14 protein-coding genes are annotated in these 15,908 nt (G+C 73.2%); 9 read left to right on the forward strand and 5 right to left on the reverse strand.

What is annotated here, in order from left to right; all coding sequences use genetic code 11:
• Positions 1 to 17 precede the first annotated feature (17 nt).
• The gene (locus ABD335_RS00925; RefSeq protein ID WP_344320045.1) at positions 18 to 1,310 is read left to right on the forward strand and encodes an exo-beta-N-acetylmuramidase NamZ family protein; all 1,293 of its coding nucleotides are present in this window, start codon (positions 18 to 20) and stop codon (positions 1,308 to 1,310) included.
• Between the two features lie 196 nt (positions 1,311 to 1,506).
• Entirely contained in the window at positions 1,507 to 1,806 is a 300-nt protein-coding gene (locus ABD335_RS00930) for a hypothetical protein (protein WP_344320046.1), read from the forward strand.
• Here ABD335_RS00930 and ABD335_RS00935 read toward each other — a convergent pair.
• A complete protein-coding gene (locus ABD335_RS00935; RefSeq protein ID WP_344320047.1) occupies positions 1,790 to 2,305 on the reverse strand; it encodes an O-acetyl-ADP-ribose deacetylase in 516 nt (171 codons plus the stop codon). The genes ABD335_RS00930 and ABD335_RS00935 overlap by 17 nt on opposite strands.
• 461 nt (positions 2,306 to 2,766) lie before the next feature.
• Here ABD335_RS00935 and ABD335_RS00940 point away from each other — a divergent pair, with 461 nt between their 5' ends.
• Positions 2,767 to 3,405, forward strand: coding sequence for a DUF2461 domain-containing protein (locus ABD335_RS00940; protein WP_344320048.1), 639 nt, complete (start codon positions 2,767 to 2,769; stop codon positions 3,403 to 3,405).
• Positions 3,406 to 3,510: 105 nt separating this feature from the next.
• Here ABD335_RS00940 and ABD335_RS00945 read toward each other — a convergent pair whose 3' ends face one another.
• Positions 3,511 to 4,185: a ThuA domain-containing protein gene (locus tag ABD335_RS00945; RefSeq protein WP_344320049.1), complete on the reverse strand. Its 675-nt coding sequence runs from the start codon at positions 4,183 to 4,185 to the stop codon at positions 3,511 to 3,513.
• A gap of 107 nt (positions 4,186 to 4,292) precedes the next feature.
• On the opposite strand from ABD335_RS00945, the gene ABD335_RS00950 reads away from it, so the two are divergent.
• The 3 genes from ABD335_RS00950 (at position 4,293) to ABD335_RS00960 (ending at position 5,649) form a co-directional block, all read left to right on the forward strand.
• A complete protein-coding gene (locus ABD335_RS00950; protein WP_344320050.1) occupies positions 4,293 to 4,685 on the forward strand; it encodes a VOC family protein in 393 nt (130 codons plus the stop codon).
• 71 nt (positions 4,686 to 4,756) lie between these two features.
• Positions 4,757 to 5,110, forward strand: a complete 354-nt coding sequence (locus ABD335_RS00955) for an NUDIX hydrolase (RefSeq protein WP_344320280.1) — start codon at positions 4,757 to 4,759, stop codon at positions 5,108 to 5,110.
• Positions 5,107 to 5,649 (forward strand): GNAT family N-acetyltransferase, encoded by a 543-nt coding sequence (locus ABD335_RS00960; RefSeq protein ID WP_425583512.1) that lies wholly within the window; start codon positions 5,107 to 5,109, stop codon positions 5,647 to 5,649. Before ABD335_RS00955 ends, ABD335_RS00960 begins: the two co-directional genes overlap by 4 nt.
• Positions 5,650 to 5,735: 86 nt before the next feature.
• On the opposite strand, the gene ABD335_RS00965 is transcribed toward ABD335_RS00960, so the two are convergent.
• Both ABD335_RS00965 and ABD335_RS00970 read right to left on the reverse strand, forming a co-directional pair.
• Complete coding sequence (locus tag ABD335_RS00965; protein WP_344320051.1) at positions 5,736 to 7,583, reverse strand: ABC transporter ATP-binding protein; 1,848 nt, start codon at positions 7,581 to 7,583, stop codon at positions 5,736 to 5,738.
• Between the two features lie 218 nt (positions 7,584 to 7,801).
• Positions 7,802 to 8,560, reverse strand: a complete 759-nt coding sequence (locus ABD335_RS00970; RefSeq protein ID WP_344320052.1) for a L,D-transpeptidase family protein — start codon at positions 8,558 to 8,560, stop codon at positions 7,802 to 7,804.
• A 170-nt stretch (positions 8,561 to 8,730) separates the two neighbouring features.
• Between ABD335_RS00970 and ABD335_RS00975 the strand changes: the two genes are divergently transcribed.
• Both ABD335_RS00975 and ABD335_RS00980 read left to right on the forward strand, forming a co-directional pair.
• The gene (locus ABD335_RS00975) at positions 8,731 to 10,626 is read left to right on the forward strand and encodes an ABC transporter transmembrane domain-containing protein (protein WP_344320053.1); all 1,896 of its coding nucleotides are present in this window, start codon (positions 8,731 to 8,733) and stop codon (positions 10,624 to 10,626) included.
• Positions 10,623 to 12,404, forward strand: a complete 1,782-nt coding sequence (locus tag ABD335_RS00980; protein WP_344320054.1) for an ABC transporter ATP-binding protein — start codon at positions 10,623 to 10,625, stop codon at positions 12,402 to 12,404. The genes ABD335_RS00975 and ABD335_RS00980 overlap by 4 nt, the downstream gene beginning before the upstream one ends.
• 50 nt (positions 12,405 to 12,454) lie before the next feature.
• Here the strand turns inward: ABD335_RS00980 and ABD335_RS00985 are convergent, their stop codons facing one another.
• On the reverse strand, positions 12,455 to 13,249 hold the full coding sequence (locus tag ABD335_RS00985; RefSeq protein ID WP_344320055.1) for a metal-dependent hydrolase: 795 nt from the start codon (positions 13,247 to 13,249) through the stop codon (positions 12,455 to 12,457).
• Between the two features lie 121 nt (positions 13,250 to 13,370).
• On the opposite strand from ABD335_RS00985, the gene ABD335_RS00990 reads away from it, so the two are divergent.
• Positions 13,371 to 15,884, forward strand: a complete 2,514-nt coding sequence (locus tag ABD335_RS00990) for a DEAD/DEAH box helicase (RefSeq protein WP_344320056.1) — start codon at positions 13,371 to 13,373, stop codon at positions 15,882 to 15,884.
• Positions 15,885 to 15,908 lie beyond the last annotated feature (24 nt).

The raw sequence follows: 15,908 nt of genomic DNA on the forward strand, positions 1-15,908 counted from the left end.
GCGGATAGCTTCCCGGCATGCCTTCCCGCCGATCGCTTCTCGCCGCCGGCACGGCCGCCGCGCTGGCCGCCCCGCTCGTCTCCCCCGCCACCGCCGGCGCCGCCCCCGGCCGGTCCGACGGACGTTCCCGCGGGGACGTCGTCCCCGGCGCCGACGTCGCGGCCGCCCAAAACTGGTCCATGCTCCGCGGCCGCAGGGTCGGTGTGATCAGCAACCCCACCGGCGTCCTGCGCGACACCGGACACATCGTGGACTCCATGGCCGCGCGCGGCGATCTGGACATCGTGGGGGTGTTCGGCCCCGAGCACGGCTTCCGGGGCAGCGCGCAGGCGGGCGAGTCCGAGCCGGAGTTCACCGACCCGCGCACCGGGCTGACGGTGTACGACGCCTACGGGGCGAACGCCGCCAAGATGGCCGAGCTGTTCACCAAGGCCGGCGCGGACACCGTCGTCTTCGACATCCAGGACGTCGGCGTCCGCTACTACACCTACATCTGGACCATGTACAGCGCGATGGTCGCCGCCCGCTCGATCGGCGCCCGGTTCGTGGTGCTGGACCGCCCCAACCCGATCGGGCGCCGGGCCGACGGCCCTCTGATGACCGAGGAGTTCACCTCCGGCGTCGGCGCCGAGGTGATCATCCAGCAGCACGGGATGACGGTGGGCGAGCTGGCCCGCTACTTCAACGGCGAACTGCTGCCGAAGGAGGGCGAGGGCGGCACGGTGGAGCTGGAGGTGGTCCGGGTGCGGGGCTGGGACCCGTACTCCACCGCCCACGAGCACGGCCTGCCCTGGGTGCCGCCCTCCCCCAACATGCCCACCCCGGACACGGCCGTCGTCTACGCCGGCACGGGCTACTTCGAGGGCACCAACCTGTCGGAGGGGCGCGGCACCACCCGCCCGTTCGAGTTCATCGGCGCGCCGTACCTGGACCACCGCTACAGCGACCGCCTCAACGCACGGAAGCTGCCGGGCGTGCGGTTCCGCGAGGGCTACTTCGTGCCGACGTTCGGCAAGCACTCCGGCGTCACCTGCGCGGGCGTCCAGATCCACGTCACCGATCCGCGCCGCTACCGGCCGATTCCCACGGCGGTCGCGATGCTGGTGGAGGCGCGCCGCTACGCCGACTTCGCCTGGCGCCGGGACTCCTGGGACGCCAAGCGCCCGTTCTGGATCGACAAGCTCTCCGGATCGCCCCGGCTGCGCGAGGCGATCGACGCGGGCAAGGACGCGGACGAGATCGTGGCGGCCTGGCGCGACGAGGTGCGGGCCTTCGAACGGACGCGGCGCGCGTACCTGCTCTACCGCTGACCCGGCGCCGACGGCACCGACGGCGTGGACGGACGCGCGGGGGCGGTCCGGTGCCCGGCACCGGACCGCCCCCGCGCGTTCACGCGCTCCGCCGCGTCCGTTACACCGTGTTCTTGCGCAAGTCGATGAAACGTATTGCCGAGCCGCAAGGCTGAGGCTCCGTCACACCCCTCGCGAACCGTGTGAAGGAGTCACCGTGCTGCGGATCGTCACCCCGCTCGCCACCCTGCCCCTCGTGCTCCTCGCCCTGGCCGAACCCGACCGGGACGCCGTGGAGGGCGAGGAGGACGAGGCCCCGTCACGCCTCGGACCCGCCTCCGACGTGCGCCGCGCCCCGGCCCTCGACGGCCGTGACGACCCGTACGGCGGCCTGTACGACGATCTGTACGACGACTTGTACACCGTTCAGGTGATCCACACGGACGCCGGGCCCGGCCCCCGAGCGGGGGCCGAGCCCGGCACCGGCCGCCCCGCGGGCGTCACAGCGCCGCGGTGAAGGCGTCGTAGGCCTGCCGGCCGAACAGCACGAAGCGGATCTCCTCGAAGGCGTCGTCCCCCTCGATCTCCTCGCGCACCGTGTTCAGCGCGATGCGGGCGCCGTCGTCCATCGGCCAGCCGTAGACGCCGGTGGAGATGGCGGGGAAGGCGACGGTGCGGGCGCCCAGTTCACGCGCCACGCGCAGCGACTCGCGGTAGCAGGAGGCCAGTTGGTCGGACCTGTCCTCGGTCGACGACCAGACGGGCCCCACCGTGTGGATCACCCAACGCGCGGGCAGCCGGCCGGCCGTGGTGGCCACCGCCCGGCCGGTCGGCAGGCCCTCGCCGTACCGGGAGGCGCGCAGGGCGCGGCACTCGGCGAGGATCTCCGGTCCGCCCTTGCGGTGGATCGCCCCGTCGACGCCTCCGCCGCCCAGCAGGGAGGAGTTGGCGGCGTTCACGATCGCGTCGACGGACTGTTCGGTAATGTCGCCCGGAATGAGGTGAATCGTTCCCATAAGCCCATCCTGCCACCGGCCGGCTCGTGAACCCGGTGGCGAGTCGGCCCTGTTCGGTCCCGCTCGGCCCGCCCGGACCGCGCGGGCCACGCTCCGGGCGGTCCAGCGGTCGGCATCGACATCGACATCGACATCGACGAGTATGCCCATGTGGGAGCGGCCCTCACGTCCCCGGTGCGGTGGGAGTGGTTCGGCGACGCTTCCCCCGTCCGTCGTCCGCCTTCCCCCGCCCGGGGGGAGCCCGCGCGCGTACCGGCAGCGGCCCGCCGGGCCGTGTCCGCAGACCGTCCCGGCGGCGTCACCGCGAGCGTCCCCGTACCGGACCGCACCCCGTCCCCGTCGTGCGTGTCGTCTTCCCCCGCCACGCCACCGCTTGCGACCCTCGGCTCGACCCGGGGCGGACGGCGGACCTCGTCGCCCGCTCCGTCGGCTCGCTGTGAGTCCCCGGCCAAGGAGACGATGTGAAGTTCCAGGGGTTTCCCGACCGCGCCTTCCACTTCTACGCCGGTCTGGAGGAGGACAACACACGGGAGTATTGGCACGGCCACAAGGACGTCTACGACACCTGCGTGCGCACGCCCATGGAGGCCCTGGCCGAGGCGCTGGAGAAGCGGTTCGGGCCGGTGAAGGTGTGGCGGCCGCAGCGCGACACCCGCTTCTCGAACGACAAGTCGCCGTACAAGACCCACCAGGGGATCACCACGGAATCGGCGGGCAGCGTCGGGTACTACGCGCAACTGTCCGCGGAGGGAATGCGCCTGGGCGCCGGTTTCCACGGCGGCACCGAGCAGGTCGGCCGCTACCGGGAGGCGGTGGACCACGAGCGGTACGGCCCGGATCTGGAGCGGATCGTGCGGAAGCTGGAGAGGGACGGCTGGAGCCTGGTGGGGGAACGGCTCAGGACGCGGCCCCGCGGCTGCCCCGCCGACCACCCCCGGCTGGAGCTGATGCGGTACCGCTCGCTGGGCGCGGAGCGGCTGCACCCGCCGGCCGAGCTCGGCGGACCGCGCGCGCTGGACCTGGTGCGCGACGGCTGGTCCCGTCTCGCACCGCTGGTCGACTGGCTGGAAGCCCACGTGTCCGAGGAGGGGAGGCGGTAGTGCCGGAAGGACGCGCGTCCTGAGCCGAGGAGTTCGCCCGCCGGCACCGGCGGGCCGGCCGGCGGCGGGGTCCGGTGGGGCGGCGTCGGCGAGGCCGCCCGTCCCTCAGGACGGGACGGGCAGCCGGGCGGCCCAGACGAGCCCGCCCAGCAGATGACGGCGGAAGACGGGGTCGGCGTAGGACTCCGCGGTGTGGCCGAGGGCGGTGTAGAAGGAGCGGCCCCCGGTGTTCTCGTGACACCACACCAACGGGTGGTCCTCCCCCATCCCGCCGCCCTCGTAGCTGGCCTCGTCGGCGGAGACCAGCACCCGCACCCGGTCGCGCGGGCTGGAGCGGAAGTCGTACCACTCGTCGGTGAACGGCCAGATGGGGCCCAGGTGCGCGGTGGCCGGGTGGTCGCGGTCCTCGACGACCGCGACGCCCGGCTGGAGCGCGGGGTGCCGGTCGAAGCGGGCGCCGAGCAGCTCGCCGTACCAGGGCCAGTCGTACTCGGTGGTGGCCGCGGCGTGGACGCCGACGAAGGCCCCGCCTCCGGTGACGTACGACCGCAGGGCCTCGCGGCTCTCGGGGGTGAGGACGTCGCCGCTGGTGGAGAGGAAGACCACGGCACGGCAGTCGCCCTCGGTCAGGGCGGCGGCGAGCGCGGCGGGGTCCTCGGTGGCGGTGACGGTCAGGCCGTGTTCGTCGCCGAGGGCGCGGAAGGCGTCGACGCCGTGCGGGATGGAGTCGTGCCGGTAGCCGGTGGTCCGGGTGAAGACGAGGATCCGGGCAGATCTCATGGCGCCCATGATCCCCCACCTCTCCCCTTCCGGGGGCACCTTCCCCGTCGTGGGGCGTCGGCGTGGCCGGGGCCCCGGCGCGGCCCCCGGCGGCTAGGCTCGGAGACATGCCCGCACGCCTCAAGGACCTCGTCGTGGACGCCAACGACCATCAGGCGCTCGCCGACTGGTGGTGCGCCGCGCTGGGATACGAACGCCGCAGGACGCTGGGGCAGCCTCCCCGGCCGCCGGAGTGGCCCGTGGCCATCCACCATCCGCAGGACGCCGGGCCGGTGATCTGGTTCAACCCGGTGCCCGAGCCCAAGACGAGCAAGAACCGGGTGCACTTCGACGTGTGGGGCGACACCGAGGAACTGCTCGGCATGGGTGCCACCCTGGTGCGGCGGCGCGACCAGGAGATCGAGTGGGACGTCCTGGCCGACCCCGAGGGCAACGAGTTCTGCGTGTTCACTCCCCGGCGCGAGACGCGCTTCCCCGGCCCGGCCGGAGCCGTGCGGTGACGGGCGGTCCCATAGCCGGCCCCGGCACGCGGCTCATCGACACGGTGGCGTGGGTGCACCTGCGCGACGGCATGATCCTGGGCGCCCGTACGCGGGGCAAGGACCTCTTCTACATCCCCGGCGGCAAGCGCCACGACGGGGAGAGCGACCTCCAGACCCTGCTGCGGGAGGTCGAGGAGGAACTGACCGTGGCGCTCGCGCCCGACACGGTCGCCCACCTGGGCACGTACGAGGCGCCGGTCGACGAGCACACGACCGGGGTCGTGGTCCGGATGGCCTGCTACACGGGCGACCACAGCGGCACGCTCGCCGCCGGCGGCGAGATCGAGGAGATCGCCTGGCTGTCGTACGCCGACTACGACCGAGTGCCGCCGGTGGACCGACTGGTCTTCGACGACCTGCGCGCTGCGGGACGGCTGCGGTGAGCGCGTTCGCGGCGGGCGAGGCGTTCGAGGCGGACGAGGTGGAACTGCGCGAGACGGTGCCCGCGGACCTGCCGCACCTGTTCCGTTTCCAACTCGATCCGGAGGCCAACCGGATGGCGGCCTTCACCGCGGCGGACCCCTCGGACCGCGCCGCGTTCGACGCCCGCTGGGGGCGGATCCTCGACGACCCGGAGACCGTCAAGCGGACCGTCCTCGTCGACGGCGAGGTCGTCGGCAGCGTACTGCTCCACACCCCCTGGGACGTCCCGGACCGGCGCGAGGTCGCGTACTGGATCGCCCGCGAACACTGGGGGCGGGGCATCGCGAGCCGCGCGTTGGCCGCCCTGCTCGCCGAGCGGCCGCACCGGCCGCTGTACGCCCGTGTGGCCAAGGACAACCACGGTTCGCTGCGGGTCCTGGAGAAGTGCGGCTTCGTGCGCTGCGGCGAGGGCGGCGGTCACGCGGCGGCGCGCGGGGAGACGGTGGAGGAGTGGCTGTTGGTCCTCGACCGGCCGGCCGTGGGCCCGCCGTCCCGGTAGGCCGCTCCGCCGGGTGTTCCGGCCGGCGCCGGCCCGCGGCACGGCACGCGCGGCACGGGCCGGTACAGCGCCGGTACGGCGGGGCGTCATGCGGGGGCGGCCTCCACCGCTCCCGGGCCCGCCGACTCGGACTCGGGGAGGACGGCGTCGCGCCGCAGCAGGTCCGCGTAGCGTCCGCCGCGGGCCAGGAGTTCCTCGTGGGTGCCGCGTTCGGCGATCCGTCCGCCGTCGAGGACGACGATCTCGTCGGCATCGCGGATGGTGGACAGGCGGTGGGCGATCGTCAGCGTCGTACGGCCCGCCGACAGGGCGTCGATGGCCCGCTGGACGGCCTGCTCGGTGCGGGTGTCCAGGGCGCTGGTGGCCTCGTCGAGGATGAGGACGGGCGGGTCGCGCAGGATGGTCCGGGCGATGGCCAGGCGCTGTTTCTCGCCGCCGGAGAAGCGGTAGCCGCGCTCGCCGACGAGGGTGTCGTACCCCTCGGGCAGCGAGGCGATGTGGTCGTGGATCTGGGCGGCGCGGGCCGCGGCCTCGATCTCGGCGTCCGTGGCGTCGGGCCGGGCGAAGCGGAGGTTGTCGGCGACGGAGGCGTGGAAGAGGTAGGTCTCCTGCGACACCACGCCCACCGCCCGCGCCAGCGAGTCGAAGTCCAGGTCCCGCACATCGATCCCGTCGATGGTGACCCGCCCGCCGGTGACGTCGTACAGCCGCGGCACCAGGTAGCTCAGCGTGCTCTTGCCGGAGCCGGTGGGGCCGACGACGGCGAGGCTGCCGCCGGCGGGGATGGTCAGGTCGATGCCGTCGAGCGTGGGGGTGTCGGCGGACGGGTCGTAGGAGAAGGTGACGTTCTCGAAGCGGACCTCGCCGCGCGCCCGTTCCAGCCGCACGGGCCGGGCGGGCTCGGTGATCTCCACCGGCATGTCCAGGTACTCGAAGATGCGCTGGAAGAGGGCCAGGGAGGTCTGCACCTGCACGCCGGTGTTCAGCAGCGAGACGGTGGGGCGCAACAGGCCCTGCTGGAGGGTGACGAAGGCGACCAGGGTGCCGATGGAGAAGACCGGGCCGCCGAGGTGCAGGAGCAGGCCCGCGGCCCAGTACAGCAGCGCCGGAATGGCCGCCATGACGATGCCGATGACCGACATCCGCCAGCGCCCGGCCATGTTGGAGCGGATCTCCAGGTCCACCAGCCGCTCGGACTCGTCGGCGAAGGCGCGGGTGAGGGAGTCGGCGCGGCCCATGGTGCGGCCCAGCAGGATGCCGCTGACCGACAGCGACTCGGTGACCATCGCCGACATCGCGGCCATCTGCTTCTGCCGCCGGGTGGCGATCTTCTTGCGCTCGCGGCCGACGCGCCGGCTGATCCAGACGAACAGCGGCAGCAGGACCAGGGAGACGAGCGTGAGCCGCCAGTCCAGCGCCAGCATGGCCACGATGGTCGCCACCACGCTGGTGAGGTTGGAGACCAGGGAGGTGGCGGTGGAGGTCACGGTGGCCTGCATGCCGCCGATGTCGTTGGCGATGCGGGACTGGACCTCGCCGGTGCGCGTGCGGGTGAAGAACGCCAGGGGCATCCGCTGGAGCTTGGCGTAGACCTCGGTGCGCAGGTCGTGCATGACGCGCTGGCCGACGGTCGTGCTGATCAGCGTCTGGAGGACGTTGAAGACGCTGGTCAGCACCGCTGTGGCGATCATGCCGAGGGCGAGGAGGGAGAGCAGGCCGGTGCGCTGCTGCGGGATCGCCACGTCGAGGATCTCGCGCAGCAGGAAGGGCGAGGCGACCGAGACCAGCGAGGACGCGCCGACGAGCAGCCCGACGACGGCGAGGCGGCCGCGGTAGGGGCGGAAGAGGCGGAGGATCCGGCGGATCTGGGCGGGCTGCCGTGGCGCGCCCTTCTCCCGGGGCGGCGGTGTCCAGGCGGGTTCGTGGGGGTGCAACGCACTCCTTCGTCGGTCGGCTTCGGCGGTCGGCTCCGTCGGTCGGTGTGGCGGCGGTGGCCGACTCACCAGCCTACGGTCGTCCGCCGAGCGCCGTGCGGCACCGCGATGCGCCTGCCGTGTGCTGTCGCGCCCCGCACCGCGGTGTGCGCCGGTGTGCTTCCTCCCCCGTTCGGGGAGGGCAGGGCGGGCGGCGGGCGCGGCGGGGGGCGGCCGGTTCAGGACGCCAGGCTCGCCTTGTCCCCCATCACGACGACCGGGTGCTTCGCCGGGTCGAGGGTGCGCAGCAGGTGTTCCATGGCGGCCTTGGAGACGCTGACGCAGCCGGAGGTGCCGCTGCCGTGGTCCATGTGCAACCAGATGCTCCCGCCCTTCTCCCGCCCCAGCGGCCGGGTCGGGTCGTTGGGCGGGGTGCCCTTGACACGGTTGTAGTCGATGGCGATGACGTGGTCGAAGTCGTGCCAGTGCGTACGCGGCCAGTGGCGCGGCGCGGCGAAGGCGTCGGAACGGGTGTACGGCAGCTTCGCCCCCGGGTCGGGAAGGACTCCGCCCGCGTCGGAGAGGGTGAAGACGCCGATCGGGCTGCGCTTGTCGTTCTCGTGGTGGTCGGCGGTCCAGCCGCGCTTTCCGTTGTGGGCGGGCCACCGGCGTTCGCGTGACCAGGTGTCGCCGTGCCGGGTGTAGAGGACGACCGTGGCCTCGGCGGAGTCCTCGTCCTCGCCGTAGACGGCCACCACCTGACGCGTGGCGGAGGGGATCTCGTCGTGGAGACGCTCCCCGATGCCCGGGATGCGGCGGAACTCGGTCGGGGACGGCGAGGGGTGCGCCGACGCGGCACGCCGGGGCTCGTCGGCCGCGCTCCGGTCGGCGCCGCCGCTGCCGCAGCCCGCGAGCAGGGCGAGTGCCGCCACGCCGGCGCCGACCGCCGATGCCGTGCGCCGCCCGCCGTGTCGGGGTCTCGTCGTGGATTTCGGCATGTCGTCCATCGTCGCACTCCGTGCGTCCCCCGTCGCAGCCGTCCCGGGCGGACGGGGGCGTGCGCGGCCGGTCGTGCTCGGCCGTGCGGAAAACCCTTTGCTCCCCGCCGGTGACGGAGGGGAGTCTTGCACGGTTGCCATCCCTCCCCCGAGACCGCCCTGGGACACCCATGCAGATCCGCGACCTTCCGTATCCCGACCCCGGCGTTCCCGACGCACGGTCCGGAATCCGCTTCCTCGTCTGGCTGTGGCGCTCCCAGCTCGACGGACAGCTGAGGTCACTGGCCTGGGGCACGCTCCACATGGTGGCGGTCGCCGCCCTCCCCATCGCGGTGGGGGTCGCCGTGGAGGCGGCCGCCACGCGATCCGGGGAGGGCCTCGTGCGGGCAGGCGGGCTGATGGCGGTGCTGGGCCTGGCCGTCACCGTCGGTGACACCATGCTGCACCGCACCGCCATCACCAACTGGATCACCGCGGCGGCCCGGGTGCAGCAGTTGCTGGCCCGGCAGGCCACCGCCCTGGGAGCCACCCTGACCCGGCGGGTGGCGGCCGGGGAGGTCGTCGCCGTCTCCACCGGCGACATCGAGAAGATCGGCTGGTTCGTCGAGAGCGTCTCCCGCTTCGGGGCCGCGCTGCTGACCACGGTCGGGGTGTGCGCGGCCCTGACGGTGTACGAACCGGTGCTCGGCGGCATGGTGTCGGTCGGCGTGCTGGTCCTCGTGCTCGCCGTGTTGCCGCTGCTGTCGCCGGCGACCCGGCGCGCGGACGCGCAGCGCGCGAAGGCCGGGCGGGCCACCGAGCTGGCCGCGGACACGGTGGCCGGGCTGCGGGTGCTGCGCGGCATCGGCGGCGAGGAGCTGTTCCTCGACCGGTACCGCAGGGCCTCGCAGGAGGCGCGGCGGGCCGCGGTGCGCACCGCGCGGATGTGGTCGCTGATCGACGCCGTGCAGGTGCTGCTGCCGGGTCTGCTGTTGATCTCGGTGGTCTGGTTCGGCGCGCGGCTGGCGCTGGACGGCCGGGTCGCGGCGGGCGAACTGGTGACGGTGTACGGCGCCGTGGCCTTCCTGCTCTTCCCGCTGCGGCTCTTCCAGGAGTTCGCCATGGCGTACTCCTTCTCCCGGCCTTCGGCGAAACGGGCCGCCCGGGTCCTGGCGCTGCGTCGGGAGACGGGGGGCGGCGCCACCGCGGACACCGGGGAGGGCGGCCGGGAGGACACCGGGGGGAACGGGGGCCCGCACGGCGACCTGTACGACCCGGCGAGCGGGCTGCTGGCGCCGGCCGGCCGTCTGACCGCGGTGGTGTGCGGCGATCCCGACCTGGCCGGGCGGCTCGCCGAACGGCTGGGCGGGCACGGGGGCGACGCCGCGGAGGGAACGCCCTCGGTGCTGCTGGGCGGTGTCGCCTTGGACGAGGTGCCGCTGGAGACGGCCCGCACCGCCGTCCTGGTGCAGGACAAGGACCCGGTGCTGCTCTCGGGCACCCTGCGGGAGCTGCTCGACGTGCCGTCGTCCGGCAAGGTCACGCCCCGGCAGGCCCTGGACGCCGCCCAGTGCGGCGACGTGCTCGACGCCTTGGCGCAGTCCGGCACGGACACGGGCGGGGACCCGATGCGGGCGCGGATCACCGAGCGCGGCAGGTCCCTGTCGGGCGGCCAGCGCCAACGGCTGGCACTGGCCCGGTCGCTGGTCGCCGACCCCGAGGTGCTGGTGCTGGACGAGCCGACCAGCGCGGTGGACTCGCACACCGAGGCCCGGGTCGCCGAGGCGCTGCGCCGCGTCCGGGCGGGCCGCACCACGGTGGTGTTCTCCTCCAGTCCGCTGGTGCTGGACCGGGCCGACCGGGTGGCGTTCGTCCGGAACGGCGAGGTGGTCGCCGCCGGCACGCACCGGGAGCTGCTGTCCGGCGTGCCGGAGTACCGCGCGGTGGTCACCCGGGAGACCGACGTCGAGGCCGGCGCCCCCGCCGACGACACCACCGCCGCCGACATCCCCGCCGACATCCCCGCCGACGACACGGTCGCCGCACGAGGGCCGCGGCACCGCGAGCACATGGAGGAGACCGCATGATCGGCATCGCACCCCCTCGGCACGATCCGGCCGCGCCCGAGTCGGCCACGACCCTGCCGGTCGGCACGCCGCGGACCGTGCGCGCCTACGTCGGCGAACTGCTCCGCCGGCACCGCCGGGCGTTCGCGCTGCTGGTGGCGGTGAACACGATCGCGGTGGTGGCCTCCATGGTCGGCCCCCACCTGCTGGGCCGCGTGGTGGAGGACCTCGCCGGCGGAGCGCGCGACCTCGGCCTGGAGCGCACCGTCGTCCTGTTCGCCGTCGCCCTGGCCGTCCAGACCGTCTTCGTCCGGCAGGTGCGGCTGCGCGGCGCGGTGCTGGGCGAACGGATGCTGGCGGACCTGCGCGAGGACTTCCTGGTCCGCTCGGTGAGACTGCCGCCGAGCGTGCTGGAGCGGGCCGGGACCGGAGACCTGCTCTCCCGGATCACCACCGACATCGACCGGCTGTCCAACGCCATGCGCGAGGCGGTGCCGCAGTTGTCGATCGGTGTCGTCTGGTCGGGCCTGCTGCTGGGCGCGCTCACGGTCACGGCGCCGCCGCTGGCGCCGGCCGTCGCGATCGCCCTGCCGGTGCTGCTGATCGGCTGCCGCTGGTACTACCGCCGGGCACCGAGCGCCTACCGGTCCGAGGCGGCGGGCTACGCCGCCGTCGCCGGCGCACTGGCCGAGACCGTGGACGCCGCGCGGACGGTGGAGGCCCACCGGCTGGGCGCGCGCCGGGTGGCCCTGTCCGAGCGCCGCATCAGGGAGTGGACCGCGTGGGAGCGGTACACGCTGTGGCTGCGGACGGTCCTCTTCCCCGTCGTCAACGCCACCCATGTGCTGATCCTGGGCTCGGTGCTGATGATCGGCGGTCTCTTCGTGCTGCGGGGCTGGATCACGGTGGGCGAGCTGACCACGGGGGCGCTCCTCGCCCAGATGCTGGTCGAGCCGATCGGCCTGATCCTGCGCTGGTACGACGAGCTCCAGGTCGCCCAGGTCTCCCTGGCCCGGCTCGTCGGGGTCCGCGAGATCGAGCCCGGCTCCGGCGACGACACGGTGGCTCCCGAGGGCCGCGAGGTGCGGGCCGACGCGGTGCGGTTCGGCTACCACGAGGGCGGTGACGTGCTCCACGGGGTGTCCCTGGCGGTGGCGCCCGGTACACGGGTCGCGCTGGTCGGACCGTCGGGCGCGGGGAAGTCCACGCTGGGGCGGCTGCTGGCCGGGATCTACGCACCGCGGGCGGGCGAGGTCACCCTCGGCGGGGCCGAGCTGGCCCGGATGTCCGCGGAACGGGTGCGCGAGCACGTGGCGCTGGTCAACCAGGAGCACCACGTCTTCGTCGGCACGCTCCGCGACAACCTGCTGCTGGCGAACCCGGACGCCGGGGACGGCGAGTTGTGGGCCGCGCTCGCGGCGGTGGACGCCGACGGCTGGGCGCGCGGCCTGGCGGACGGCCTGGACAGCGAGGTCGGCTCCGGCGGGCTGACGGTCACCCCGGCCCAGGCCCAGCAGATCGCGCTGGCCCGGCTGGTGCTGGCCGACCCGCACACCCTGGTGCTGGACGAGGCGACCTCGCTGCTGGACCCGCGCGCCGCCCGGCACCTGGAGCGCTCGCTCGCGCGGGTGTTGGAGGGGCGCACGGTGGTGGCGATCGCGCACCGGCTGCACACCGCGCACGACGCGGACGTGATCGCGGTGGTGGAGGGCGGCCGGATCAGCGAGCTGGGCAGTCATGACGAGCTGGTCGCCGCGGACGGCGCCTACGCGGCGCTGTGGCGGTCCTGGCACGGCTGAGCCGGCGCCGGAGGGAACCCCACCGGCCGGGCCCGCCCCGGCCGGTGGGATCAGCCGACGAAGCCCAGGGCCCACATTCCGCTCATCGCGCCCGTGATGGTGAAGGCGGGCATCAGAACGCGCAGTTCGACCCAGCTCCCCGCCTTGAACCGCATGGACTTGGGCGGGCCCACCGGGTACCAGCGCTTGCCGCCCACGGGGATCGGCCACAGGATCGGGCAGCCGGAGACGGTGATGGCGTCGCCGACGTTGTGGACCAGGGAGCCGAGCACGATCGGCAGCCCGAGCCACAGGTACTCCTGGCCGGGTCCGGTGAACAGCCAGTCCGCGCCGTTGCCCGGCTTGTTCAGGATGTCCGCCAGGATCCAGGCGCTGGTCGCGCCCAGCAGCCACACCAGGATGTCGCTGGAGACCCGTGCCGCCCGCCACAGCAGGCCCTCGACGGCCAGCACCATGTGGACGAAGAGGATGCCCAGGACCGCCCAGCGTCCGCCGAACGCCGCCAGCGCCGAGAAGCCCGCCCCCATCACGACCGCCCACAGCCAGGTGTGGGTGAGGGTGCGGTGTCCGCCCGCGCGTCTGGGGTCGCCGGGCTTGCGGGTCGCCTTGTAGACCGCGCAGGAGAGTTTCTCGATCACCTCGCACAGCCACTTGGAGAGCGGCCCGAAGGCGCGGGAGATCGTCGCCGACTTGTGGTCCAGATCGGGTGCGAGGGCCGCGCCCGAGCAGATCAGCGCACCGGCCACCAGGACCGGCCACGGCATCGGTCGGTCCAGGGCGTACGCCACCGCTCCGACCCCCAGCCAGGCCGCCGCCCCCGACAGCGAATGCGCCGGTCCCATCATGTGCGTCCCCACCCCGTCGTTCTCGCTCCGCCGCCCTGCCGGCGACACAGCGTAGCGTCCGTGATCTTCGGACGGTCGGCCGGTTCCCCCCGAGGCCGCGCCGGCAGGCAGTATGGAGGGCGTGACCCTTATCGATCAGATGCCGAGTACCGCCGATCCCGACGCCCTCTACGACGCCTTCTCCCGCTGGGCCGAGGGCCGGGGCATCACGCTCTACCCCGCCCAGGAAGAGGCGCTGATCGAAGTGGTCTCCGGAGCGAACGTCATCCTGTCCACCCCGACCGGCTCCGGCAAGAGCCTGGTCGCGGCCGGTGCCCACTTCGCCGCGCTCGCCCAGGACAAGGTCACCTTCTACACCGCGCCCATCAAGGCGCTGGTGTCGGAGAAGTTCTTCGACCTGTGCAAGATCTTCGGCACCGAGAACGTCGGGATGCTCACCGGCGACGCCTCGGTCAACGCCGACGCGCCCGTCATCTGCTGCACCGCCGAGGTGCTCGCCTCCATCGCGCTGCGGGACGGCGCGGACGCCGACATCGGCCAGGTCGTGATGGACGAGTTCCACTTCTACGCCGAGCCGGATCGTGGCTGGGCCTGGCAGATTCCCCTGCTGGAACTGCCGCAGGCGCAGTTCGTCCTGATGTCGGCCACGCTCGGCGACGTGAGCCGCTTCGAGGAGGACCTGACCCGGCGCACCGGACGCCCGACCGCCGTGGTGCGCTCCGCCACCCGGCCGGTCCCGCTGAGTTACGAGTACCGCACGACCCCGCTGACCGAGACGCTGACCGAACTGCTGGAGACCCACCAGGCGCCGGTGTACATCGTGCACTTCACCCAGGCGCAGGCGGTGGAGCGCGCCCAGGCGCTGATGAGCATCAACATGTGCTCGCGCGAGGAGAAGGACGAGATCGCCAAGCTGATCGGCAACTTCCGCTTCACCACCCGGTTCGGGCGGAACCTCTCGCGCTACGTCCGGCACGGCATCGGCGTGCACCACGCGGGCATGCTGCCGAAGTACCGGCGGCTGGTGGAGAAGCTGGCGCAGGCGGGGCTGCTCAAGGTGATCTGCGGCACCGACACGCTGGGGGTGGGCGTCAACGTGCCCATCCGCACGGTGCTGTTCACCGCGTTGACCAAGTACGACGGCAACCGGGTGCGGGTGCTGCGGGCGCGGGAGTTCCATCAGATCGCGGGCCGTGCCGGGCGGGCGGGCTTCGACATCGCGGGGCTGGTCGTCGCCCAGGCCCCCGAGCACGTCATCGAGAACGAGAAGGCCCTCGCCAAGGCCGGCGACGACCCGAAGAAGCGCCGCAAGGTGGTCCGGAAGAAGGCGCCGGAGGGTTTCGTCAACTGGAGCGACAAGACCTTCGAGAAGCTGATCGCCTCCGAGCCGGAGCCGCTCACCTCCCGCTTCAAGGTGACCCACGCGATGCTGCTGTCCGTCATCGCGCGGCCCGGCGACGCCTTCCAGGCGATGCGCAAGCTGCTGGAGGACAATCACGAGGACCGGCGCAGCCAGTTGCGCCACATCCGGCGGGCGATCGCCATCTACCGTTCGCTGTTGGACGGCGGGATCGTCGAGCAGCTCGACACTCCGGACGCCGAGGGGCGCACCATCCGGCTGACCGTCGACCTCCAGCAGGACTTCGCGCTCAACCAGCCGCTGTCCACCTTCGCGCTGGCCGCCTTCGAGCTGCTGGACCCCGAGTCCCCCTCGTACGCGCTGGACATGGTCTCCGTCGTGGAGTCCACCCTGGACGATCCGCGGCCGATCCTCGCCGCCCAGCAGAACAAGGCCAGGGGCGAGGCCGTGGCGCGGATGAAGGCGGACGGCATCGAGTACGAGGAGCGCATGGAGCGGCTGGCGGACATCGGCTACCCCAAGCCGCTGGAGGACCTGCTCTTCCACGCCTACGGCGTCTACCGCAAGAGCCACCCCTGGGTCGGCGACCACCCGCTGTCCCCGAAGTCCGTCGTCCGCGACATGTACGAACGGGCCATGACCTTCGGGGAGTTCGTCTCCCACTACGAGTTGGCGCGCACCGAGGGCATCGTGCTGCGCTATCTGGCCAGTGCCTACAAGGCGCTGGAGCACACCGTGCCGGACGACCTGAAGTCCGAGGACTTCCAGGACATCGTCGCCTGGCTCGGCGAGATGGTCCGCCAGGTCGACTCCAGCCTGCTGGACGAGTGGGAGCAGTTGGCCAACCCCGAGGCCGAGACGGCCGAGGAGGCCCAGGACCGCGCCGACCAGGTCAAGCCCGTCACCGCCAACGCCCGTGCCTTCCGCGTCCTGGTGCGCAACGCGATGTTCCGGCGGGTGGAGCTGGCCGCCCTGGACAAGGTCGAGGAACTGGGCGAACTGGACGCCGAGTCCGGCTGGGACGCCGACGCCTGGGCCGAGGCCATGGACGCGTACTGGGAGGAGTACGACGAGCTGGGCACCGGCCCGGACGCCCGCGGGCCGAAGCTGCTGCGGATCGAGGAGCACCCCGAGGACGGTCTGTGGAAGGTCCGGCAGACCTTCGCCGATCCGGCCGGCGACCACGACTGGGGCATCTCCGCCGAGGTGGACCTCACGGCCTCCGACGCGGAGGGCCGCGCGGTGATCAAGATCGTCGACGTCGGCCCGCTGTGACGGCGGCCCGGGAACCGAGGAGGA

This window comes from Streptomyces macrosporus, assembly GCF_039533145.1.
Lineage (GTDB): Bacteria > Actinomycetota > Actinomycetes > Streptomycetales > Streptomycetaceae > Streptomyces > Streptomyces macrosporus.

What these genes read in the sequence shown, in the direction of transcription:
- ABD335_RS00925 (WP_344320045.1), top strand. Translation starts at nt 18, where the DNA reads ATGCCTTCCCGCCGATCGCTTCTCGCCGCCGGCACGGCCGCCGCGCTG.
- ABD335_RS00935 (WP_344320047.1), bottom strand. Translation starts at nt 2,305, where the DNA reads ATGGGAACGATTCACCTCATTCCGGGCGACATTACCGAACAGTCCGTC.
- ABD335_RS00945 (WP_344320049.1), bottom strand. Translation starts at nt 4,185, where the DNA reads ATGAGATCTGCCCGGATCCTCGTCTTCACCCGGACCACCGGCTACCGG.
- ABD335_RS00950 (WP_344320050.1), top strand. Translation starts at nt 4,293, where the DNA reads ATGCCCGCACGCCTCAAGGACCTCGTCGTGGACGCCAACGACCATCAG.
- ABD335_RS00955 (WP_344320280.1), top strand. Translation starts at nt 4,757, where the DNA reads ATGATCCTGGGCGCCCGTACGCGGGGCAAGGACCTCTTCTACATCCCC.
- ABD335_RS00970 (WP_344320052.1), bottom strand. Translation starts at nt 8,560, where the DNA reads ATGCCGAAATCCACGACGAGACCCCGACACGGCGGGCGGCGCACGGCA.
- ABD335_RS00975 (WP_344320053.1), top strand. Translation starts at nt 8,731, where the DNA reads ATGCAGATCCGCGACCTTCCGTATCCCGACCCCGGCGTTCCCGACGCA.
- ABD335_RS00980 (WP_344320054.1), top strand. Translation starts at nt 10,623, where the DNA reads ATGATCGGCATCGCACCCCCTCGGCACGATCCGGCCGCGCCCGAGTCG.
- ABD335_RS00985 (WP_344320055.1), bottom strand. Translation starts at nt 13,249, where the DNA reads ATGATGGGACCGGCGCATTCGCTGTCGGGGGCGGCGGCCTGGCTGGGG.